The sequence below is a fragment of the Acetobacter okinawensis genome (assembly GCF_002153655.1).
GTDB classification, from domain to species: Bacteria; Pseudomonadota; Alphaproteobacteria; order Acetobacterales; family Acetobacteraceae; genus Acetobacter; species Acetobacter okinawensis_A.
In genome coordinates this window covers 41571-63433 of sequence record NZ_JOPJ01000002.1, presented here as the reverse complement: position 1 = coordinate 63433, position 21863 = coordinate 41571, and the positions used below count along the sequence as shown (strand labels likewise).

At 57.0% G+C, this 21863-nt stretch carries 17 protein-coding genes; 12 read left to right on the top strand and 5 right to left on the bottom strand.

What is annotated here, in order from left to right; all coding sequences use genetic code 11:
* Window positions 1–59 precede the first annotated feature (59 nt).
* The 5 genes from HK26_RS01145 to HK26_RS01125 all read left to right on the top strand — a co-directional run bounded on the left by HK26_RS01145 (window position 60) and on the right by HK26_RS01125 (window position 6648).
* Window positions 60–1349 (top strand): adenylosuccinate synthase, encoded by a 1290-nt coding sequence (locus tag HK26_RS01145; RefSeq protein ID WP_086638115.1) that lies wholly within the window; start codon window positions 60–62, stop codon window positions 1347–1349.
* A gap of 251 nt (window positions 1350–1600) precedes the next feature.
* Window positions 1601–2296: a phosphate regulon transcriptional regulator PhoB gene (gene phoB, locus HK26_RS01140; RefSeq protein ID WP_086638114.1), complete on the top strand. Its 696-nt coding sequence runs from the start codon at window positions 1601–1603 to the stop codon at window positions 2294–2296.
* A 27-nt stretch (window positions 2297–2323) separates the two neighbouring features.
* Complete coding sequence (locus HK26_RS01135) at window positions 2324–3583, top strand: sensor histidine kinase (protein ID WP_086638113.1); 1260 nt, start codon at window positions 2324–2326, stop codon at window positions 3581–3583.
* 140 nt (window positions 3584–3723) lie between these two features.
* Window positions 3724–4749: a phosphate ABC transporter substrate-binding protein PstS gene (pstS, locus tag HK26_RS01130; RefSeq protein WP_025826610.1), complete on the top strand. Its 1026-nt coding sequence runs from the start codon at window positions 3724–3726 to the stop codon at window positions 4747–4749.
* 159 nt (window positions 4750–4908) lie between these two features.
* A complete protein-coding gene (locus HK26_RS01125) occupies window positions 4909–6648 on the top strand; it encodes an OprO/OprP family phosphate-selective porin (protein WP_086638112.1) in 1740 nt (579 codons plus the stop codon).
* Window positions 6649–6898: 250 nt separating this feature from the next.
* On the opposite strand, the gene HK26_RS01120 is transcribed toward HK26_RS01125, so the two are convergent.
* Together HK26_RS01120 and HK26_RS01115 are read right to left on the bottom strand one after the other, a co-directional pair.
* Entirely contained in the window at window positions 6899–7354 is a 456-nt protein-coding gene (locus tag HK26_RS01120; RefSeq protein WP_086638111.1) for a glycine zipper family protein, read from the bottom strand.
* A 137-nt stretch (window positions 7355–7491) separates the two neighbouring features.
* A complete protein-coding gene (locus HK26_RS01115) occupies window positions 7492–8814 on the bottom strand; it encodes a hemolysin family protein (RefSeq protein WP_086638110.1) in 1323 nt (440 codons plus the stop codon).
* Between the two features lie 230 nt (window positions 8815–9044).
* Between HK26_RS01115 and acuI the strand changes: the two genes are divergently transcribed.
* The 6 genes from acuI to HK26_RS01080 all read left to right on the top strand — a co-directional run bounded on the left by acuI (window position 9045) and on the right by HK26_RS01080 (window position 16840).
* On the top strand, window positions 9045–10019 hold the full coding sequence (gene acuI / locus HK26_RS01110; protein WP_086638109.1) for an acrylyl-CoA reductase (NADPH): 975 nt from the start codon (window positions 9045–9047) through the stop codon (window positions 10017–10019).
* A gap of 437 nt (window positions 10020–10456) precedes the next feature.
* Entirely contained in the window at window positions 10457–12112 is a 1656-nt protein-coding gene (cydD, locus tag HK26_RS01100; protein ID WP_086638205.1) for a thiol reductant ABC exporter subunit CydD, read from the top strand.
* Entirely contained in the window at window positions 12109–13833 is a 1725-nt protein-coding gene (gene cydC, locus HK26_RS01095; protein ID WP_257640805.1) for a thiol reductant ABC exporter subunit CydC, read from the top strand. Before cydD ends, cydC begins: the two co-directional genes overlap by 4 nt.
* 47 nt (window positions 13834–13880) lie before the next feature.
* On the top strand, window positions 13881–15476 hold the full coding sequence (locus tag HK26_RS01090) for a cytochrome ubiquinol oxidase subunit I (protein ID WP_086638107.1): 1596 nt from the start codon (window positions 13881–13883) through the stop codon (window positions 15474–15476).
* A 15-nt stretch (window positions 15477–15491) separates the two neighbouring features.
* A complete protein-coding gene (gene cydB, locus HK26_RS01085) occupies window positions 15492–16628 on the top strand; it encodes a cytochrome d ubiquinol oxidase subunit II (protein ID WP_086638106.1) in 1137 nt (378 codons plus the stop codon).
* 14 nt (window positions 16629–16642) lie between these two features.
* Entirely contained in the window at window positions 16643–16840 is a 198-nt protein-coding gene (locus HK26_RS01080) for a hypothetical protein (RefSeq protein WP_025826625.1), read from the top strand.
* Window positions 16841–17068: 228 nt separating this feature from the next.
* Here HK26_RS01080 and HK26_RS01075 read toward each other — a convergent pair whose 3' ends face one another.
* Both HK26_RS01075 and argC read right to left on the bottom strand, forming a co-directional pair.
* Complete coding sequence (locus tag HK26_RS01075; RefSeq protein ID WP_086638105.1) at window positions 17069–17800, bottom strand: SDR family NAD(P)-dependent oxidoreductase; 732 nt, start codon at window positions 17798–17800, stop codon at window positions 17069–17071.
* A 22-nt stretch (window positions 17801–17822) separates the two neighbouring features.
* Window positions 17823–18743, bottom strand: a complete 921-nt coding sequence (gene argC / locus HK26_RS01070; protein ID WP_086638104.1) for an N-acetyl-gamma-glutamyl-phosphate reductase — start codon at window positions 18741–18743, stop codon at window positions 17823–17825.
* A 181-nt stretch (window positions 18744–18924) separates the two neighbouring features.
* Here argC and mazG point away from each other — a divergent pair, with 181 nt between their 5' ends.
* On the top strand, window positions 18925–19797 hold the full coding sequence (gene mazG, locus HK26_RS01065; RefSeq protein ID WP_257640810.1) for a nucleoside triphosphate pyrophosphohydrolase: 873 nt from the start codon (window positions 18925–18927) through the stop codon (window positions 19795–19797).
* 78 nt (window positions 19798–19875) lie between these two features.
* Here the strand turns inward: mazG and htpG are convergent, their stop codons facing one another.
* Complete coding sequence (gene htpG / locus HK26_RS01060; protein ID WP_086638102.1) at window positions 19876–21756, bottom strand: molecular chaperone HtpG; 1881 nt, start codon at window positions 21754–21756, stop codon at window positions 19876–19878.
* Between the last annotated feature and the right edge of the window lie 107 nt (window positions 21757–21863).

Genomic DNA, 21863 nt, shown 5'->3' with positions numbered 1-21863 from the left:
TTCAGGCGTGATTTTTCTTTTTTGACCAGCAGGCAGTTTTTTTCAGGAGCAGACCGTCTATGTCCAACGTAACCGTGATCGGCGCCCAGTGGGGCGATGAAGGCAAAGGCAAAATCGTTGACTGGCTGGCCAGTCGGGCCGACGTGGTGGTGCGTTTTCAGGGCGGGCACAATGCAGGCCATACGCTTGTGGTTGGCAATCAGGTTTACAAGCTGTCGCTCCTGCCGTCAGGTGTAGTCAGCGGCAAGCTGGGCATTATCGGTAACGGTGTGGTGGTGGACCCGCAGGCTCTGCTGGCCGAAATTGCGCGGATTGCAGAGCAGGGGCTGAACGTGACCCCTGAAACCCTGAAAATTGCAGAAAACGTCCCCCTTATCCTGCCCGTGCACGGCGCGCTGGACCGTGCGCGTGAGGCCGCCCGTGGCGACCGCAAGATTGGCACCACAGGGCGTGGTATTGGCCCCGCGTATGAGGACAAGGTGGCCCGCCGTGCCATCCGCCTGTGCGATCTGGCCGAGCCCGAAACGCTGGACTGGAAGCTGGACGAACTGCTCCTGCACCACAACACGCTGCTGGCCGGGTTAGGCGCGCCAACCTTTGCCAAGGAAGAGCTGCTTGCCTTCCTGAGCGATGTTGCTCCCAAGGTTCTGCCCTTTATGGCTGCTACGTGGGACATTCTGGATGATGCGCGCCGCAACGGTCGCCGCATTCTGTTCGAGGGTGCGCAGGCGGTCATGCTGGATGTGGACCATGGGACTTACCCGTTTGTTACCAGCTCCAACACCGTTGCCGCCAATGCGGGAACAGGTTCTGGCATGGGGCCGTCCGCTGCAGGGTTTGTGCTGGGCATTGCCAAGGCATACTGCACCCGCGTGGGTGAGGGGCCGTTCCCGACCGAACTGCATGATGCCATTGGCCGCCGCCTTGGTGAGCGTGGGCATGAGTTTGGTACGGTTACGGGGCGCCCGCGCCGCTGTGGCTGGTTTGATGCTGTTCTGGTCCGCCATGCCGTGCGGGTTGGCGGTGTTAATGGGCTGGCCCTGACCAAGCTGGACGTGCTGGATGGTCTGGATGAGATCAACATCTGTGTCGGCTATGAACTGGACGGCCAGAAGATTGAGCGCTTCCCCTCTGGCTCCGCGGCACAGCAGCGTGTTCGCCCGGTGTATGAGACAATCGAAGGGTGGAAAGAAACCACTCAGGGCGCGCGTCGCTGGGCCGACCTGCCAGCTCAGGCCATTAAATATGTGCGCCGTGTAGAAGAACTGGTAGGGGCTCCGGTCACGCTGCTGTCCACCAGTCCGGACCGTGATGACACCATTCTGGTCCGCGATCCGTTTGAAGACTGAGTTATGACGGTTTGATGACAGATATCTGAAAGACCCCGGCACTGTGCCGGGGTTTTTTTATTGGTGGCCTGCTGGTTTTGTGGGTGGGTCATAAAAGATTCACAAAGCCGTTTTTGCCGTGTGAACGGCGGCTTTTATGCATGTGCCCTACGCCATAATGGGGTGTGTGCAGGGTTTTGGGCACGCGGGCGGTTGTTTTTTGTCATCTGCGCGTCATATCCTAGTGGCAGGTTTTTAAAAGGCATTCTGGTATGCACAAGGCAGATCTTCTGGTTGTTGAGGATGATCCGGCACTCGCCCGGCTTGTTAGCTACAATCTGGAAAAACAGGGTTACATGGTGCGCCATGCGGCGGATGGAGAGGCTGCACTGGAGTATGTGCGGCAACGTCGGCCTGACCTGATTCTGCTGGACTGGATGCTGCCCGGTATTTCCGGGCTGGAAGTCTGCCGCCGCCTGCGTGAGCAGGCCAGAACAGCGGCCCTGCCCATTATCATGTTCAGCGCCCGGGGTGAGGAAGCTGACACGATCCGGGGGCTGGATACCGGGGCGGACGACTATCTGGTCAAGCCCTTTAGCATGGACGCGCTGTTTGCCCGTGTAAAAGCCATTTTGCGGCGTGCCCCACCGGTCGATAAAACCTTGCGGTTTGACACGTTGGTCATGGACCGGGTGAGCCACAAGGTGGAGCGGGATGGGCGGCTGCTGTCTCTGGGGCCGACCGAATATCGCCTGCTGGAATTCCTGATGTCGCACCCGGCTCAGGTATTCTCGCGCGAGGAATTGTTGAAGCATGCGTGGGAGCGCAGTTCCTTTGTGGAGTTGCGCACAGTGGATGTGCATATCCGCCGTCTGCGGCAGACCCTGAATGAAGGGGGAGGGGCGGATCTGATCCGCACCGTGCGGGCGCGTGGTTATGCACTGGATAAAGTGCAGGATCAGGACTGAACACACCGCAGAAAGGGGCGGCTGATCATGCATGCTTGGCTGGCGGCACTCTGCGGTATGGCGGGGGGTGGCGCGTTGGCGGCTTTGCCGCTGTTTTTTGTGCGTTCGAACCATTTTGAACCGCTACCCGACGACTCCGAAAACCAGAAAAACCGCATAGGGCGGGACAGCACATCTGCCGTCACGCTGGATGAGGTCATGGCCTGCCTGCCCGCCGCAACGCTGGTGCTGAATGACACGCGGCTACCGTGTGTTATTTCGCCCGAGGCCAAAAGGCAGTTCACAAACAGCATTGGCAGCATTATCCGCCACCCGGCTTTTCAAAGCTGTGTGGACAGGCTTGTGGCGCAGAAAAAAGATGACCAGCAGCCAGCCGAGGCGCTGATAGTGCTGGATATTCCCCACTACCGGGTGGTGCGTGCGTGGTTGCAGAAAAAAACCGTACCAGATGTGTTTCTCTCCGAAGGCTATCGTAAGGGAGGGGGGGCGTTTTCATCCAGAACAACGCTGGTTTTTGTTGCTCTGCATGATGAGACGGAGACCGTTCTGGCTGAGCGCCAGCATACGGATTTTGTGGCGTTTGCCAGCCATGAACTGCGTACGCCACTGGCCTCCCTGCTGGGATTCATAGAAACCCTGCAAGGCCCTGCGGCCGATGATCCGGGCATTCAGCAGGAGTTTTTGGGTATTATGTCCGAGCAGGCCAAGCGGATGCAACGGCTGCTGGATGGTCTGCTCTACCTGTCACGCGTGCAGATGCAGGAGCACCATAGACCCAAAGAAACAATAGGCATTGCCGAACTGCTCAAACGCCTGTCGGATGAGGCAGCGGGGCTGATCGCGGGTAAGCCTGTACGTTTTCAGGTTCAGGCGGACGACGTGCAGGAGTTGTGCGTGCAGGGGGATGAGGCCCAGCTTTTGCAGGTGCTGATGAACCTTGTGGAAAACGCGCTCAAATATGGCCTGTTTGACCGCAGCAAACGCCATGATGAGCCTTTGGGTATTACGGTTGCCTGTGCCCGTGCTGCCAAAAATGCAGGCTGGCCTACTGAACCCGGGCTGGTATTGAGCGTTACGGATACCGGGCCGGGTATTCCTGCGCGGCACCTCAACCGTTTGACCGAACGTTTTTACCGTGTGGCCAAAACAGCCGCCAGCGTGCAGGGCAGTGGTCTTGGGCTTGCTATTGTACAGCAGATTCTGGCCCGCCACGATGGGCGCCTGAGTGTGGAAAGTACGGTGGGTGAAGGTACAACATGCCGCATATGGCTCCCGCTTATTGGCTAGGGAGTGGGTTGTCATAAAACCGTCACCCAATTGTCCTGAAAGCATAATACCATTTTGCCCGGACTTACTTTAACCCAGAACAGCACGGCACGTTTTTGCTGCCGTTAAGCTTTTGCAATTGGCTCAGGGAAAAAACCAACATGCGTTTTTCAGTCAGGTCTGGGATGTGTCTGGCCGTCATGACCACCTTCCTTACGGCACTTCCAGCAGCATCTCGGGCCGAGAGCGTGACCGGTGCAGGTTCCAGCTTTGCCGCTCCGATCTATGAAGGCTGGGGTGCAGTTGCCAAGTCTGCCACCGGCGTGACCGTTAACTACCAGAGCGTTGGTTCCAGCGCAGGTCAGAACCAGATCGTGGCTGGCACGGTGGATTTTGGCGCGTCTGACGCTCCCATGGATGCTCAGAAGCTGGAAACCAACCATCTGTTCCAGTTCCCCACCGTTATGGGCGGCATTGTTCCGGTTGTGAACATTCCCGGCGGTATCAAGCCCGATACGATCACGCTGAGCGGTGACGTGCTGGCCGATATTTATGCAGGGACCATCACATCTTGGAATGACCCCAAGATTGCGGCCCTGAACCCCGGCGTCAAGCTGCCGGAAGTGGCAATTGCGCCTGTTCACCGTGCGGATGGTTCGGGCACAACCTTTGTGTTCACGTCCTACCTTGCCGGTTCTTCTTCCTCCTGGAAGGAAAACTACGGTGCGAGCACATCCATTAGCTGGCCCGGTGGCCTGGGTGCCCGTGGGAACGATGGCGTTGCCGCAACCGTGCAGAACACCGAAGGTGGCATTGGTTATGTGGAATACGCTTATGCAAGCCGTAACCACCTGACCACCATCCGTCTGCGCAACCATGCTGGCGCCAGCGTTGTTGCTGGTATGAACAGCTTCTCCCACGCTGCACAGGCTGCTGACTGGGGCCATGCTTCCCATTTCGCAGTGAACCTGCTGGACACGGATGGCAAGGAAGCTTGGCCGATCATGTCTGCAACTTACGTGCTGGTTCCTGTTCCTGCCCGTAACCCCGACCGTGATCAGGCTGTGCAGAAGTTCTTTAGCTGGAGCTTCAATAACGGTGATGCCATTGCCACCAAGCTGGACTATGTGCCTCTGCCCAAAGCCGTTAAGGACAGCATTATGTCCGCATGGAAAAGCGGCAAATAAGTTAAGCTTTGTAATTTTTACTGCGCATTTGAGCTTACTGGAAAGCGGCCCGGAAACGGGCCGCTTTTTTTTAATAAATCCGTAACGAAACCATCACCGAAGCATCACGCACAAAAAAGTTAGCGCGGGTTATTCACTCCTCATCGTTCTTATCATGGAATGGCCACAATGCGCTGTAACTCGCTTTTTTCTTCTGTTGCTCTAACGTCTTTTATGTTGGCTGGAATCGCTCCTGTGGCCGAGGCGGCTTCCACTGAGGATTCCGAAATTCGCCTGCTGCGTGCCGAAATGTCCCAGATGCGTCGGGATATGCAGCAGCAGATCGTCACCCTCAAGCATCAGCTGGCAAAAAGCGATGCGACCTCAACCAAAGGCCGCATGGGTCAGGCGGCTGGCCACGGCCGCAACACCATGCATGTTGCTGACGGCACCTACGACCCGAACGTACAGTTCGGTGAGCAGGAACCCCTCAAAAAAGTTGCTCCCCTGTCCGGCGTAGGCACCCCTCCGTCCGACCGTGGTGACACCATGTCCTGGAAGGACTTCAAGGCTGCTACGGCGTCTGATGAAGAAGTTCGCATTGGCGGCATGATTGTCGGCTTTCCCAAAGGCCGCTTTACGGTCTCCTCCGAAGACGGCGCTTATGGCTTCTCCGTTGGTCTTGCGTTCCATGAAGACTTTGGTGGCTTCCTGGGTGGCGGTCCGCGTGGGAATGAAACCCATGGTGACTTCAACGGCTTTACCGAAAATGCTCGCCGTATCCGTATTCCCTTTACCTTCCGCTATAAAGACTGGGTTGCTAACGTAACACCTGATCTTGGTGCAGGTGGTGCCGATGGTAACTCCACGGATCAGGGTTTGTATGAAGCCAACCTGAACTATACCGGGCTGCACAACACCATCCTGACGGTTGGTTACTTCCAGCCGCGCGTGACGGAAGAAGACTCCGAAAGCTCGAACGACTTCGAAATGATGGAACGTCCCGCCATTACCGATGCTGTGCGTAAGATCGCAGCAGGGGACGCCCGCTTCAGCTTTGGTGGCTTGCATTACGAAAAACGCTGGTGGATTGCCTCTTACTTTACCGGGCAAAGCTATGGTGACCGTAAGAGCAATGCAGCTAATAGCGGCGGTGTAGCGAATAGCCAGACAGGTGCTACATTCCGTGCCGCTGGTCGTCCTTATGTGTCAAAAGATATTGACGTACACGTGGGTATTTCTGCCATTAGTGCTTTTAAGGTTGCAGAAAGTTGCACGAGTTGGAGCACAGGCAGCACCTGCAGCCGTGCTTATAAGCCTAGCCAGTCTCCAGAAGTTAACCTGACCAGCACAAACCTGATTGGTGCTGTTGTTAATAATGCTTCTTCCGTATGGTCTGCTGGTCCGGAACTGGGCTTCCGTTGGAAAAAACTGTTACTCAAAGGCGAATATTATAATATTGGTATTAACCGCGGTAATCAGTCTGTTTCGCAAAGCGGTTCCACAATTCCTGACTCTATTTCGCAAAAAACGGTTCACCTTCAGGGCTATTATGGTTCTGCTAACTACACTCTGTTTGGTAAGGGTCGTGAGTATAACATCAAAGAAGGTGCATTCGGTGCTCCCGGTGTTGAGCATGAATTTGACCCCTCACGCGGTTACTGGGGTGCGCTGGAAATCACTGGTCGTTACAGCGTAACTGACTTCAGCGATGTTTCCGCAGACATTCGTGGTGGTCGTCAGACGGTATGGTCTGGTGGTATTAACTGGTATCCCAACCGCCATTTCCGCTTTATGCTTGACTTCAACCACTTCATTGTTTCCCGCACTGCCAATGGTGGTGGTATGAGCGCGTCTTCGTGGAACACCATGGGTCGCGATGGGAACTCCCTCGGTGCTCGTGTGCAGGCTGCGTTCTAAAGTCGTCAGCCTCTGGCTTCGGTCAGATATTCAGTGTGGAAAAAGGGTCATTCGTAAGAATGGCCCTTTTTTGTTGCTGGTTGAAGGACAGAAGAATAAAAAAACCATGCCACAAGGCATGGTTTTTTTATTTTAATCATGATCGCGGGAGACGTCGTATAGAGCTGGCGACTTATGTAACGGCATACGCTCTCTGCATTACCCGCGATCTGTATCCCCCGGATTTTACGCTAACAATCCGGGTCATGGTTTAGCGCGAGTAACCATAGCCATATCCATAAGCAGGCTGGGGCGCGGGCAGGACATTTTTGTAAGAGATCATGCACGCTACATACGCATTGTTATACTGCGTTTGAATGCCGCCCTGCTGGCTGTTGGAATAGAGGCTCCCCCCCAGACCACCACCCATAGCGCCCGCAGCAGCACCAATGCCAGCGCCAGCGCCGCCACCGGCAGCAGCGCCAAGCCCCGCACCCAGTGCGGTTGCGGCCAGCCCGCCATAAATAGCCTTATGGTTCTGCCGTTCAGCCTGCCCTTGCACGGCTGCGGCGGCTTGTGAGCGGCAGAAGTTCTGCTCCTGCAGAAACTGGCCATAGTTTTTGCCCGGTCCGGGTAGAACCTGAGTGGTTGGCCCCATGGGTGTTTCCGCACAGCCTGCCAGTAAAAGAACGGGCAAGAAAGCAACGGGAATCGCTAAAAACTTCATCTCACTCTCTCCAAATATATTGGATGCTGTTAAGGTGAGAGAAGTATGTCATTTTTTAGTTAATAGAGGAATAATAGAAAAAAGGGACAAGGAAGCCACTACCGGCCCGCCTTGCCCCTTTTTCTGCTCTGCTTTTTTTATACAGTGGTATTCAGCCGTGTCACCAAAAGCTGGTTGATGCGGAAACCTTCCACGTCCACGACTTCAAAACGGAAGCCGGAGGCATCCACCCGGTCAGTTTTGCGCGCCATGCGGCGCAGGCGGTGCATGATAAAGCCGCTAATTGTATCAAACTGTTCATGGTCGGGCAGGGTGGCAATATCCAGTTCACGCATGACTTCCCCAATAGGGGCCGCGCCATCTACCAGCCAGGAGTTGGCGTCACGCTGGACAATGGCCTGCTCCTCAAACGGGCTGGCCAGACCATCCATGAGCACACCCATGATGTCCTTGAAGGTAATAAGCCCCACAACCAGACCATATTCATTGACCACCAGCGCAAAACCCACGCCGGATGTGTCAAACTGGGCCAGAGTGTCCCACAGGTTCAGTGTTTCGGGTACGGAGGGAACGTCGCGGCGCATGCGGGCAATGGGGTTGGAATGGGGGCGGCCAGAGGGCGCGGTGGACGGGTCCACGACTGATGCCAGAACGTCTTCCGCACGGATGGAGCCAATGACCTTGTCCAGCCCGCCATTGCACAGCGGATAGCGCGAATACGGCTCCATGCGCACTTTTTCGTGGTTATGTTCAGGGGTGTCCTGAATATCGAGAAAAATAATCTCGTCCCGGGGTGTCATGGCGGAGGTGACCGAGCGGTCCTGTAGCCCCAGCACGTTCTCAATCATCTGGTGCTCCTGATGGAGCAGAGCGCCAGAGGCTGTGCCAGCGGCCAGAATGGCGTGCAGGTCTTCCGGAGTTACGGGTTCCACTGCCGAGGCCGCAGGAATTTTGAGCGCTTTGAGTACCACATCGGAAATTTTGGAAAAAATCCAGACAACGGGGTAGAGAATGCGCAGCGCCAGCCGTGGGAACCAGCCCACGGCAAGGGCGACCTTGTCGGGGTTGCTCATGGCAACGCGTTTGGGCAGCAGGTCCGCGAACAGCACAAACATGCCGGTAACAAAAACAAAGCTCAGGGTGGATGCCAGATTTTGTGCCCACCAGTCGGACAGTTTCCACTGAGTGAAAAAGTCAGCCAGTGGGGGGGACAGCATTTCGGAGCTGACAATACCCCCCATAATTCCCACGCCATTTAGGCAGATCTGGATAACGGTTATGACCTGCCCGCTGTTGCGGCGGAGTGCCAGAAAAGCCTGGGCACGGGGGTCTCCTGCTTCTGCACGGCTGCGTAGCCTGACTTCCCGGGCAGCGGCAAAAGAGATTTCGGAAAGCGCGATCAGGATACTGATTGCGATAAGCAGAATAAGGGTCAGCAGACCCATTATGAACAGGAGCAAGAGAACGTCCGGTATACTGTTAGGATGTCACAGTATGAACAAAAAGTGAGCCGCTGGCCAGCGATGATTACCATTGTATTTTTTATGTCATGGATCAATCGCGGGTCTTCAAAACTCTGTCAGTTCGGAACAGACGGGCTTTGCAGGCGTTGGGGAGGGGCTAGCATGCGTGCGCCACTGCCCGCTGGTGGCGTTTTGGCTATATTGCTTGCTCCCGCTGGATAAAACTGATGTTTGATGCGCTCTTTCTTGAACAGGCCGACCAGATGGCCAAGCTCGTGTCTTTGCCTGATGATGCCCTGCCGGCGGAGGAGGTGACAGTCCGTGTTCACTGGTCGGGGCTGAATTACAAGGATGCGCTGGCCATGACCGGGCGTGGTCCTGTGGTGCGGAGTTGGCCAATGGTGCCGGGCATAGATTTTGCCGGTGTGGTCGAGCGCTCGGCCAGCCCAGATTTTTCTGTCGGGCAGGAAGTCATGCTCAATGGCTGGGGTGTGGGCGAAAAGCACTGGGGCGGCTTTGCGCAAAAAGCCTGCGTGCCGGGGGCATGGCTGCTGCCTTTGCCACACGGGTTGAGCGGTCAGCAGGCTATGGCGCTTGGCACGGCTGGGTTTACGGCCATGTTGAGTGTGCAGGCTTTGGTGCGTGAAGGTGTGGAACCCGCTCATGGTCCTGTGCTGGTAACGGGGGCAACCGGTGGGGTTGGCAGTGTTGCCGTTATGCTGCTGGCCCAGATGGGGTACGAGGTAGTGGCTGTAACCGGCCGCCTGGAGGAGCAGGCTTACCTGCATCAACTCGGGGCGACGGAGGTGCTTGCGCGCTCACATTTTGAAATGCCGTCCCGTCCGTTGGAAAAAGCCCGTTGGGCTGGTGCTGTGGATGTGGTGGGTGGGCAGGTTCTGGCGTCTGTCTGTGCTTCCATGAAGCAGCAAGGCGTGGTTGCGGCCTGCGGGTTGGCGGGGGGGATGGATTTTCCTGCTACGGTTGCGCCTTTTATTCTGCGTGGGGTCACTCTTGTGGGAATCGATAGTGTCATGTGCCCCCAAGCTGTGCGGCGGCAGGCATGGGCGCGTCTGGCGGAGCAGGTGAATAAGACCCTGCTTGCAGGCATGACGCGGGTTATTCCCCTAGCTGATGTGCCGGTGGTGGCAACTGAACTGCTTGATGGCAAGGTCAGGGGACGTGTTGTTGTTGAGGTGCGCTGACCGTTAAAGGCTAGGGGGCGGTCTACAGTATTTGGGCCTGCCCTGCGATAGTTAGAAAATTTGTTAAATATTGATCTGTGTGGGCATTGTACGGGAAAAATTTCCTGCCATCAGGTGTGGCTGTTATTAAAAATCTGACGAAAAATAATAAAATCAGATAGAGATAAAATAAAAATAGAAAAAATAAAAAGTTAATATGAGAGTGTATCTCTTTTAAATAAGATAGAATTAACTTTATATAAATATAAATCATCTTATAAATACATTTATCAAGGTATGTGCCATTTTTACATGGCATCGCTGTAATTGAGAAAATTCTCAACACCATGTTTATCTTGACGAAATTTACATATCTATATAATTAACTAAATTAGTTAAATAAACTATGTAAGTATGATCGCATGGTCACCGCCCCCGCCCGCCCTCGTGGTACAGATATGACAAAGGAACTGGTGCGCATTGCGCGTGGCTGGTTGCTTGGGTCTGTTGTGGCTGGGGGTGTGAGCGCCGTTCTGCTGGTATGCCAGTTTGTCCTTCTTGCGCATGTGGTGGACAATGTGGCGTTCCATGCTCAGGCACCTCATACGCAGTGGCACGCATTTGCGCTGATTCTGCTCTGTCTTGCAGGGCAGGTGGGCGCGCGTTTTGCATCTGACATGATGGGAACACGGGCCGGGTTGCGGGTGGCTAGCCATGTGCGCGGGCAACTTCTGGCGCATCTGTTTGCTGCGGGGCCAGTTGTCTGTGCGGATGTGGCTGCCGGAGATATCGTGACCACCTTTACGGAAGGGGCGGCAGCGCTGGTCCCTTATTTTGCCCGTTACCTGCCTTCTGCCGCCATGATGGTGGTTTTGCCACTGCTTATTCTGGTAGTTGTGGCGGGCGTGGATGGGTGGAGTTTTCTGGTGCTGGCCTGCACCGGGCCACTTGTTCCCGTATTCATGGTTTTTGTGGGTTATGGCGCTCAGGCCATTATGGACCGGAGGTGGCGTCAGCTATCCCTGCTGGGTGGTAGTTTTCTCGATGCGTTGCGGGGGCTGAAGACCCTGCGTCTGCTCGGGCGCGCGCAGGGCAGTCTGGAGCGGATTACCCAACTGGCGGATGCGCACAGGCGTACGACCCTGTCGGTCATGAAGGTGGCGTTCCTGACGTCTGCTGCACTGGAGTTTTTCTCCAGCCTGTCCATAGCCCTTGTGGCCGTTGTGTTTGGCACACGTCTGTTGGCGGGTACTGCCGACTTCCGCTCTGCTTTTCTGGTGCTGCTGTTGGCCCCAGAGTATTTTATGCCCTTGCGCACATTTTCTGCCAGTTATCATGCGCGCCAGAATGCACAGGCGGCCATGCAGAGCATGGATACGGTTTTGGGCCTGCCCACTCTGGCTCGGTCCTATAGCGGGCAACCCATGCAGGGCGTGATCGGGGGTTTGCAGTGCCGTGCTCTTGGCGTGTGCCGGCCGGATGGTACGTCTGTTCTGCACGATGTAACCTGTGACTTTGCAGCAAACAGATTAACGGTCCTGACCGGGGCGAGTGGTGCGGGCAAAACCACGCTACTCCATGCCCTGCTTGGTTTTATTCCCGTTTCAGTTGGAACGCTGGAAGCCTGCAATGCGTCTGGTCATCCCATACAACTGGATGGTGTGCGCATGGCATGGGTGCCACAACGCCCGGTGATGGTTTTTGGCACCGTGGCTGAAAACCTGCGCCTTGGTGCGCCGGATGCGGATGAGGAACAACTGCGCCACGCAGCGGCACAGGCTGATGCGCTGGGCTTTATTGATGCACTCCCCAATGGGTTTGAAACGCATATAGGCGAACGGGGGAGCCGCCTGTCCGGCGGACAGGTGCGGCGGCTGGCTCTGGCGCGCGCGCTGCTGCGCAACCCGGATGTTCTGGTGCTTGATGAGCCAACGGCAGGGCTGGATGCAGCCAGTGCGCTACGGGTGAGCAATGCCATATGCCGCTGTGTGCCGGGGCGCGTTGTTGTTGTGGCAACCCATGAGCAGGTCATGGCCGTACGCGCGGACATGCTGCTGCATGTGGCTGGTGGCACGGTTGCGGTGCAGCCGGTTCGGGCGGAGAGCGTTGCATGATGGCGCAGGGAAGTCCTTTGCAGGGTGAGCGCCTGATGTCGGGTTGGAGGGTTTTTCTCCGTCTGGCTGGCGCTGCGCGGTGGCGTCTGGTCTGGGGGGTGGTGCTTGCCTGTGCGGCGTCACTGGCCAGTTTTGGTCTGCTTTTCCTTTCAGGCTGGCTGCTGGCGGGTGCGGCGGTCGCCGGGCTTGCTGGGCAGGTGAGTGCGCGGGCGTTTAATATTATCCTGCCTGCAACGGGTGTGCGCTTTTTTGCCATGGTGCGTATTCTGGCCCGTTATATGGAGCGGGTTGTTGCCCATGATGGTGCTTTGCGCCTGACGGGGCAGTTGCGCGCATGGGTGTATGAACGGCTGATCCCCCTTGCCCCGGCAGGGTTGATGGAGTTGCAGGGTGGAGACATGCTGGGCCGCTTTGTCTCGGATACGGACAAGGTTGCGGCATATTATACGGATGTTGCTCTGCCTTTTGCACGTGCTGCGTTGTGTGGCGTGGTGTTTGTCGGGGTGTTTGCCTGTTTTCTGCCGCTGGCGGCGCTGGTGCTTGCTCTTGGGTTGCTGGGTGGGGCGCTGGTGCCATGCCTGATCGGCGCTGCAACGGACCGGCTGGTGCGGCGGGGGGCGGAAAAGCAGAGTCAGATTCAGGCAGAACTGGCGGAAACACTTCAAAATCTGGGGGAGTATCTGCTTTTGGATACGGCATGCAGCCGTGCCAAAGGGTGGCAGGCTCAGCAATCCGCTGTGGATCATGCACGCTGGACGCTTGATGCGTTGGAAGGAGCCGCACGCGGGCTTGTTACAATCCTGACATTTGTCACAGCACTGGCCGTACTGGTGCTGGCGGCGCACGCGCACCAGATGGGACAGTTGAGTGTTGCTGAAATTCCAATGCTGGTTCTGGGGGGTCTCGCAGCGTTTGAGGTTGTAACCCCCCTGCCGCTGGCGCGGCAGGCTGCGGCGGAAGCGCGGCTGGCAGGTGTGCGGTTGCAAATGGCGTGTGCGCCACATGGCGTGGCGGAGGTGGTGCAACCCCACGACCTGCCTCACGCTCCGTATGATCTGGTAATGCGTGATGTAAGTTTTGCATACCCGAAGACTGTAAGCCCGGTTTTGCAACATGCATCGCTGAGCATACGTCAGGGTGAGCATGTGGGGCTGGTAGGGCCTTCTGGCGTGGGTAAAAGCAGCCTTATCAATCTTCTGTTCGGGTTTTACGCCCCGTGTGGTGGCAGCATCACCTTTGGTGGGGTGGATGTGCGCCTGCTCCGGGCAGAGGATATGGCGGCGTTTGTTGCTGTGGTCGCACAGGACTTTCATCTGTTTGCCGGAACATTAAGGGACAACCTGCTGCTTGGTGCGCCGTCCGCCACGGATGCGGAGGTGGCGGAGGTGCTGGAGGTGGCGCAGTTAACCCGGTTTGTTCAGTCCCTGCCAAAGGGTTTGCAAACATGGGTTGGCAATGATGGTCTGCGCCTCTCTGGTGGGCAGGCGCGTCGGGTGGCTGTTGCTCAGGCCCTGCTGCGGCGGACACCATGGCTTGTTCTGGATGAACCGACCGAGGGGCTGGATGCACCCCTTGAGCAGGCTCTTATGGCGGCCATTACGCGGTGGGCTGCCAACACTACCATTGTGTGCATGACCCACCGCACGGCGGTGCTGCCATTCATGCACAGGGTTGTCAGGGTGGAAGACGCACGCTTTTGCCCGGAAGGGAGAGCGACATGAAGAACTGAAAATGAAAAACGCTTTTCTTCTGTAATAAGGTTGAGAAAATGGATCTGATTAACCCTGCGGTCGTTGACCTCTCACGCTTTCAGTTTGCGTTGACGGCTCTTTACCACTTCATGTTTGTTCCCCTCACACTGGGGCTGACTTTTATGCTTGCGGCTATGGAAACGGTGTATGTCGTGACCGGCAAGCAGGTGTACAAGGATATGGCCCTGTTCTGGGGCAAGCTGTTTGGCATCAACTTTGCTCTGGGGGTCGCCACCGGGCTGACCATGGAGTTTGAGTTCGGCACCAACTGGTCCATGTATTCCCGCTTTTTTGGGGATATGTTCGGCACGCCGCTGGCCATTGAAGGGCTGATGGCGTTCTTTATGGAATCCACCTTTGTCGGTCTTATGTTTTTTGGCTGGGACCGCCTGAGCAAGCCTGTGCATCTGGCGATTACCTACCTTGTTGCACTGGGCTCCAACCTGTCTGCCTTGTGGATTCTGGTGGCCAATGCCAGCATGAACATGCCCAACGGCGCACATTTTGACCCCGAAACACTGCGCATGACGTTTGACAGTTTTGTCGGCGTTGTCTTCAACCCCGATGCACAGGCCAAGTTCGTGCATACATCGGTTGCAGGGTATGTTGCGGCGTCCATGTTTGTCATGGGCATTAGCGCCTTCTACCTTCTGCGCAAGGAACACCGGGAGTTTGCTGCGCGCTCCTTTAGAATGGCGGCGCTGTTTGGCATTTTCTCCACTGTTGCGGTCATTACGCTGGGCGACGTGCTCGGCCGTCTGGACTATGAGCACCAGCCGACCAAGATCGCGGCCATTGAGGGGCTGTGGCACACCAGCAAGCCACCTTATGAGCCATGGATCATTGCTGCTCTGCCCAATGATGCCAAGCAGGAAAGCTCGTATGAAATTGGGGTGCCGTTTGTGCTGACCCCGCTGATTACGCACAGCTTCACCACCCCCATTACCGGCATGATCGAACTGGAAGACGCAGCCGCTCCGCGCATTGAGTCCGGCATTGCTGCCGTCAGTGCCCTGCGCCGGTATGAGGAGGGTCATCAGGCGGCAGACCTGGAGATGTTCCATGCACATCAGAACGACATGGGCTACGGCCTGCTGGCATCGCGGCATGCGCCTAATCAGGACGTTACCGCCATTCCTCCCGAGCAGATCCAGAGTGTTGTCGAGCAGACCAAGCCGGATATTCTGCCTAATGTGTTTGTGACCTTCTGGTCCTTCCGCCTTATGGTTTTTCTGGGCGTGTTCTTTTTCGTGCTGTTTGCAATGGCATCCTACCTGAGCCTGAAGAACCAGCTGGAACGTAACCGTCTGTTCCTCAAGATATGCATGTGGGCCATTCCCCTGCCTATTCTGGCAACGGAGTTCGGTTGGATTACGGCAGAGGCTGGCAGGCAGCCATGGACGGTGTTTGAGCGGCTGCCTACCTTTATGTCTGCTTCAACGCACAGTGTGTCTTACATGCTGTTCTCGCTGGCCGGGTTTACTGTGCTTTACAGCATATTTATCGCGGTTGAGCTTTACCTGATGTTCAAGTTCGCACGGCTGGGGCCGGAGGCGCATGGTCAGCACGACCATGGTGCTGACGCAGACCACCTGTCCGTTGTGGCGCATTAAGGAGGGTCTTGCATCATGGACCTTTATGTTATTCTCAAACTCGTCTGGGCTGGCCTTTTGTGTGTGCTGCTGATCGGGCTTGGCCTGATGGTGGGCATGGATATGGGGGTAGGCACCCTGTTGCGCTTTGTGGGGCGCACGGATGGGGAGCGCCGGACGGCGCTCAACATTATCGGCCCGCACTGGGACGGGAATCAGGTCTGGTTTATTCTGGGCGGGGGGGCTATTTTTGCGGCGTTCCCCACCCTGTATGCCACATCCTTTTCCGTGTTTTATGTGGTCATGATCCTGCTTTTGTTCAGCATGATCTTGCGGCCTGTGGCGTTTGAATACCGCTCCAAGGTGGATGCACGCCTGTGGCGGGCAAGCTGGGACTGGGTTTTTCTGCTTTCAGGCTTTTTGCCCATGTTTGTGTATGGCGCAGCCTTTGGCAATATTCTTCAGGGGGTGGGCTACCACTTTAACTGGAGCGGGCAGTATTTTCAGGACGGGTCTTTCCTGAGTTATCTGCTCAACCCCTTTGCCATTCTGTGTGGTCTTATGGCGGTCAGCCTGAGTGTGATGCAGGGCGGGGTTATGCTGATGATCCGCTCCGAAAACCCGATCCATGACCGTGCGCGCCGTTACGCCAGCCGTGCGGGGCTGGTGGCGGTTGTTCTGTTCCTTGCCGGTGGTGTGTGGGTGCGGGGCATGCATGGCTTTGTGCTGGAGCAGGGGAATCCTGCCATGCCCGCAAACCCCATGCACGGGCAGCACGTCAGCATGCAGGCTGGCGCGTGGTTGAACAACTATGCAGCACATCCCGTGCTGTGGCTGCTGCCGCTGCTGGGTGTGGTGTGCATGCTCGCGGAGGTGGCGCTGGTGCTGGCCAACAGGCCGCGTGTGGCATGGTGGATGGGCCTTGGTGCCTGGGTGGGCACAATTGGCACGGTTGCGGCCTCCATGTTCCCGTTCTTTATGCCGTCCACCACAAATCCGGATCAGAGCCTGACAATCTGGAACAGCTCTGCCAGCCAGTACGGCCTGACCTGCATGCTGGCTGTGGCCCTGATCTTTGTGCCGCTGATCCTGTGTTACACATCATGGTGCTATTACGTGATGCGTGGCAAAGTACATACGGCAGATATTATAAAAGACACGCATAGTTACTGAAAAGGAGAGGGAAGATGAAAATCTTTCTGCGTTTTGCAGGGTTGGGGCTGGCTCTGGTGGTGGCTTTGCTGTTTGCCGTTTTTGTGGGCGATCAGGGGCCTTGGTACTTTGCATGGGCGGTAGGCACGGTCATGATTATTCTGGTCGCAGCCGCCGGGGGTGTTCTGTTTGACGCACAGACCGAAGACCATGTGTCTGAAGGGGAGTTCTGAGCATGATGGGTGATCTGGAAGCCATTATATTTTTTGTGCCGTTTTTGTATTTATCCTTTTATATAATAGCATTTTCTGTTATAAAGAGGATGTTTCCCTAGCCTGTAATTCTGACATCAGGGAAGCCGCACAAAGGAACAGCCTGCATATCGCAAGATATGCAGGCTGTTTTGTATTGATGCCAAAAGTTATGCCACACTCCTGTAGTTTCAGGAGTGTGGTGAGTTGTCAGGCTTCCAGGCCACCATCTACCGGCAGGGCCGCGCCCGTGATGTAGGACGCCTTGGGGCTGGCCAGAAAAGCAGCCATGGAGGCAATGTCATCCACCGTGCCATACGCGCCGGTTGCCACAAAACTGCTGATAAGGGATGCACCTTCACCATCTTCAGGGTTCATGTCGGTGTGGATCGGGCCGGGTTCGATCACGTTGGCTGTAATGCCACGGCTCCCCAGGTCCCGCGCAACGCCCTTGGCAAAGCCACGCAGGGCCGCTTTGGTGGCAGCATACAGCGAAATACCGGGGAAAGGTGCGCGTGCCCCAAAAGCGGAGCCAATGTAGATAATCCGCCCGCCTTCCTTCATGTGCTTTACGGCTTCCATGGTTTCCACCATGACGGCCCGCACGTTCAGGTTCAGGATATTTTCGATTTGTGCGACCGTCATTTCATCAATCGGGCCGTAAGGGTAGGTGCCAGCGTTGCAGACCAGTGCGTCAATGCGGCCAAAAGCGATTATGGTTTCGGCAATGACTTCGCGGTTGCCTTCCACCGATGCGCCATTGGCTTTGATGGTCAGGGCCTTACGACCCAGAGCACGCACTTTTTCCGCGACCTCTTCCGCAGCACCTGCACTGCTGGAGTAGGAAATGGCAATATCATACCCATCTTTTGCCAAAGCCTGTGCAATGGCAGCTCCAATACCCCGGCTACCGCCGGTAACAATAGCAACACGATTGCTCATAATATTAAAAACCTTTCAAAATTCAGGCGTTGTTCAAACCAAGCATCAGGCTGATGTTCTGCAGTGCCGCCCCGGATGCTCCCTTGCCCAGGTTGTCCAGGCGGGCAGTCAGCAGGGCCTGCCGGCAGTGTGTGCCTGCGTGCACGCGCAGTTCCATTTTGTCACTCCCTGCCAGTGCCTCGGCGGAGAGTGTCGGTTCGTGCGGCATAACGCGCACATGTTCCTGCCCTGCATAGTGCTCTTGCAGAATGTTGTGCAGGTCACTCCCGGTGATGTGACCTTGCAGGTCATCCAGATGCAGGGGGATGGAGACAATCATCCCACGGGCAAAATGGCCGACCGAAGGCACAAAAACCGGCCGTCGCCCAAGCCCTGCATGCTGGTGAATTTCGGGCACATGTTTGTGCTCAAGGCTTAAGCCATACAGCTCAAAAGCTGGGCCGCCAGCACTTTCATGCGCTTCTATCATGCTGCGGCCACCGCCACTGTACCCACTGATCGCGTTAATGCAGATAGGGTAGCGGGCATCGAGCACGCCTTTGTCCACCAGCGGGCGGAGCAGGGCAATGGCACCAGTCGGGTAACAGCCGGGGTTGGAGACGCGCAGAGCGGTTGCAATGGCTCTGTCCTGCCCTTCTGCCAGTTCGGGGAAGCCATAGACCCACGCGGCATCGGTGCGGAAGGCGGTGCTGGCATCCAGCAGGCGGGGGGCGGCATCACCCAGTGTTGCCGCCATCTGCACCGCCTCGCGCGAGGCGGCGTCTGGCAGACACAGAACAACCAGATCAGCCGCGGCCATGGCATCCTTGCGGGCCGCGGGGTCCTTGCGCCGGGCGGGGTCGATTGAAAACAGCGTAACAGGCAGGGCTGAGAGGCGCTCGCGTATTTCCAGCCCTGTTGTGCCTGCTTCGCCATCAATGAAGATAACGGGTTTCTGTGTCATGCCTTCCTCTTCTGATTCTGGCGGTAGGTTAGGCTTTATCCCTGCAAGCGCATAGACGCGGGGTGGGATTATGGCACAATGTTTAACACATCAAGACCCCGTCACCCGCACGGCAGACCACCAGAACAGGCAAAGAACCATGACCAATACGCCCCAGCCCCCCGTAGCATCCCCCAAGGACATGGCATCTGGCAGGCACACAGCCGCGCAGAACATGGAACGTCTGCTTGCCCTTATGACACGCCTGCGCGACCCGGAGGAGGGATGCCCGTGGGACCGTGAGCAAACGCACCAGACCATTGCCCCCTACGCCATAGAGGAAGCTTACGAGGTACTGGATGCCATTGAACGGCAGGACTGGCAGGCTTTTCCCGATGAACTGGGGGATCTGCTGTTGCAGGTCGTTTATCAGGCGCAACTGGCCGAGGAGCAGGGGCATTTTGCGTTTGCCGATGTGGCCCGGATCGTGACCGAAAAAATGATCCGCAGGCACCCGCATGTGACTTTTGGCAAGGATGTGCTGGGGGAGGACGTGGCGCCCTCCTCCCATGCAGCGGGTGGTGTTTCCGCCACTGCCGCGTCGGGGCAATGGGAGGCGATCAAGGAGGGGGAACGCAGGCGCTCGGCTCAGGCGGGTGGGACTGGCAGCCCCCGGCTTGGAGCGTTGGCAGGTGTGCCCCCTGTTCTGCCAGCCCTGCTGCGTGCCTCCAAACTGGCGTCCCGCGCAGCCCGTGTCGGGTTTGACTGGCCCGATGTGGAGGGAGTTCTGGCCAAAGTGCATGAAGAAATCGATGAATTTTCGGTAGAAATGCAAAAGGGAGACCGCGAGAAAATGCAGGACGAGCTGGGAGACGTCCTGTTCTCGGTAGCCAGTCTTGCGCGTCGGCTCAAGCTGGACCCGGAGGCCTGCCTGCGTCAGGCGTGTAACAAGTTTACCCGCCGGTTTGAGGCGGTCGAAGCCCGTTTGGCGCAGGACGGGCTGAGTATGCAGGACCAGAGTGTGGAACAACTGGATGCGTTATGGTGCGCTGTCAAACAGACTGAAAAACCCTGAAGCCGGAGCGGCTTCAGGGCTGGTCCTGCCGCCCCAGTGCTGACCAAGGGGGTATTTCTCCCCCTTGGCACGCTAGGTTTACTGTGCGCCGGAAGGAAGGGCACCACCAGCCAGATAATCCATGATCCGGCGGGAGAAAGCGTTCACATCCTTTGGTGTTTCGCCATTCTGAATACTGGCGACATCAAGCAGGATATGAGCGAGTGCATCAATCTGCTCTCCAGCCTGCACTTTTTGTGCCAGTGCATGCACAATGGGGTGGGCGGGGTTGAGCTCAAGCACAGGGGTGACGTCGGGTATGTCCTGCCCGCTGCGCTGCATGAGCTTACGCAGTTGCAGGTCCGGGCCCCCTTCTGGCGCACTGAGCACCATGGCGCTGGAGACCAGACGGTCTGTCGAGCGGATGTCGGACACAGCATCCCCCAGAACGGTCTTTAGCGCGGGGAGTAGGGTATCCATATCCGCTTTTTCGGCCGGGCTGGCTTCTGGCGCACCAAATTTTTCAAGGTCGTTCAGGCCCTGTGCAACATTGCGCAGGCTTTTGCCCTCATACGTGCCAAGGCGTTCCGGCCAGAAGGAATCCACGGGGTCGCAGAGCAGCAGCACTTCCACTCCGCGTGCCTTGAACCCTTCAATCTGGGGGGAGGCGGCCAGCACGTCCGCATTGTCGCCCGTTACGTAGTAAATGGCGTCCTGCTCGGGCTTGATGCGTGAGAGGTAGTCATCCAGCGAGGTCAGTCCTTCTACCGCGCTGGAGCGGAAGCGGCTCAGGGCTGCCACGTCCGTTTTGTAGGTGGGGTCGTCCCACATGCCTTCTTTCAGGACCGGGCCAAAGTTTTCCCAGAACGTGGCGTAGGTATCTGCATCCTTGGCGCGGGTTTTCAGCTCGTTCACCACCTTGGTGGTTACGGCTTTGCGGATGCGCGACAGAACGGGTGTGGCCTGCAACATCTCGCGCGAGACGTTGAGGGGCAGGTCCTCGGTATCCACAACGCCCTGCACAAAGCGCAGCCACGGGGGCAGGATTTCCGCATCATCGGTTATGAACATCCGGCGGACATGCAGGCGCACCTTGCTCTCGCGCATCTGCTCGCCAAATTCGAACGGACGGGAGGAGGGGACGAACAGCAGGGCGGAAAACTCCATCGTGCCTTCCGCGCGCCAGTGCAGCGTGTCCCACGGCTTGTCAAAATTATGGGTGATGTGGCGGTAGAATTCCTCAAGCTGTTCTTCCGTCACGTCATTGCGGGACTTGCGCCACAGGGCTGTACCCTCGTTGGCGGCTTCTTCCTTACCTTCGCGCATGATGGTGACGGGCCACGCAATATGGTCCGACCATTTGCGAATAATTGCCTGCAAGCGCCATGGGTCCAGAAATTCGTCGGCATCGGACTTGATGTGCAGGGTAATATCCGTACCGGCTTTGTCCCGCGTGGCAGGTTCAAGCGTGTAAGCGCCTTTGCCATCGGATGACCAGCGCCATGCTTCGTCCGTTCCGGCACGGCGGGAGACGACATCCACCTTGTCTGCCACCATAAAGGCGGCATAAAAACCAACACCAAACTGGCCGATCAGGCTCGGGCGGTCTTCGGGTTTTGCATTTTCCAGCTTCTGCCCGAATGCGCGGGTGCCCGAGCGGGCAATGGTGCCAAGGTTGGCCACCAGTTCGTCCCGGCTCATGCCCGACCCATCATCACTGATTGTCAGCAGGCGCGCGTCTTTGTCGGGGTTGATGCTGATTTTGGCGTTTTCGGGCAGGGCCTGTGCGCCATCGGTCAGCGCCTCAAACCGGCGGCGGTCCGTGGCATCGGCGGAGTTGGCAACCAGTTCACGCAGAAAAATCTCGCGCTCGGAATAGAGCGAATGCACAACCAGATCAAGCAACCGGCCAACTTCTGCGCTGAACTCGCGCGTTTCACTGCCCTGATGTGCCGTGGCGTTTGGGGGTGTTTGTGTCATGCCAAAGTCCTGTCAATTACGATCATCTTATATGGGGCAGTGTATGCCATAGCTGTTACGCTTCTGCACCCTGCCTGGTCTGGTCCAACAGATGTGGTGGGGGGCAT

What these genes read in the sequence shown, in the direction of transcription:
- argC (WP_086638104.1), bottom strand. Translation starts at nt 18,743, where the DNA reads ATGACACAGAAACCCGTTATCTTCATTGATGGCGAAGCAGGCACAACA.
- phoB (WP_086638114.1), top strand. Translation starts at nt 1,601, where the DNA reads ATGCACAAGGCAGATCTTCTGGTTGTTGAGGATGATCCGGCACTCGCC.
- acuI (WP_086638109.1), top strand. Translation starts at nt 9,045, where the DNA reads ATGTTTGATGCGCTCTTTCTTGAACAGGCCGACCAGATGGCCAAGCTC.
- mazG (WP_257640810.1), top strand. Translation starts at nt 18,925, where the DNA reads ATGGCATCTGGCAGGCACACAGCCGCGCAGAACATGGAACGTCTGCTT.
- HK26_RS01145 (WP_086638115.1), top strand. Translation starts at nt 60, where the DNA reads ATGTCCAACGTAACCGTGATCGGCGCCCAGTGGGGCGATGAAGGCAAA.
- HK26_RS01080 (WP_025826625.1), top strand. Translation starts at nt 16,643, where the DNA reads ATGAAAATCTTTCTGCGTTTTGCAGGGTTGGGGCTGGCTCTGGTGGTG.
- cydD (WP_086638205.1), top strand. Translation starts at nt 10,457, where the DNA reads ATGACAAAGGAACTGGTGCGCATTGCGCGTGGCTGGTTGCTTGGGTCT.
- HK26_RS01075 (WP_086638105.1), bottom strand. Translation starts at nt 17,800, where the DNA reads ATGAGCAATCGTGTTGCTATTGTTACCGGCGGTAGCCGGGGTATTGGA.
- HK26_RS01120 (WP_086638111.1), bottom strand. Translation starts at nt 7,354, where the DNA reads ATGAAGTTTTTAGCGATTCCCGTTGCTTTCTTGCCCGTTCTTTTACTG.
- htpG (WP_086638102.1), bottom strand. Translation starts at nt 21,756, where the DNA reads ATGACACAAACACCCCCAAACGCCACGGCACATCAGGGCAGTGAAACG.
- HK26_RS01125 (WP_086638112.1), top strand. Translation starts at nt 4,909, where the DNA reads ATGGCCACAATGCGCTGTAACTCGCTTTTTTCTTCTGTTGCTCTAACG.
- cydC (WP_257640805.1), top strand. Translation starts at nt 12,109, where the DNA reads ATGATGGCGCAGGGAAGTCCTTTGCAGGGTGAGCGCCTGATGTCGGGT.
- cydB (WP_086638106.1), top strand. Translation starts at nt 15,492, where the DNA reads ATGGACCTTTATGTTATTCTCAAACTCGTCTGGGCTGGCCTTTTGTGT.
- HK26_RS01135 (WP_086638113.1), top strand. Translation starts at nt 2,324, where the DNA reads ATGCATGCTTGGCTGGCGGCACTCTGCGGTATGGCGGGGGGTGGCGCG.
- pstS (WP_025826610.1), top strand. Translation starts at nt 3,724, where the DNA reads ATGCGTTTTTCAGTCAGGTCTGGGATGTGTCTGGCCGTCATGACCACC.
- HK26_RS01090 (WP_086638107.1), top strand. Translation starts at nt 13,881, where the DNA reads ATGGATCTGATTAACCCTGCGGTCGTTGACCTCTCACGCTTTCAGTTT.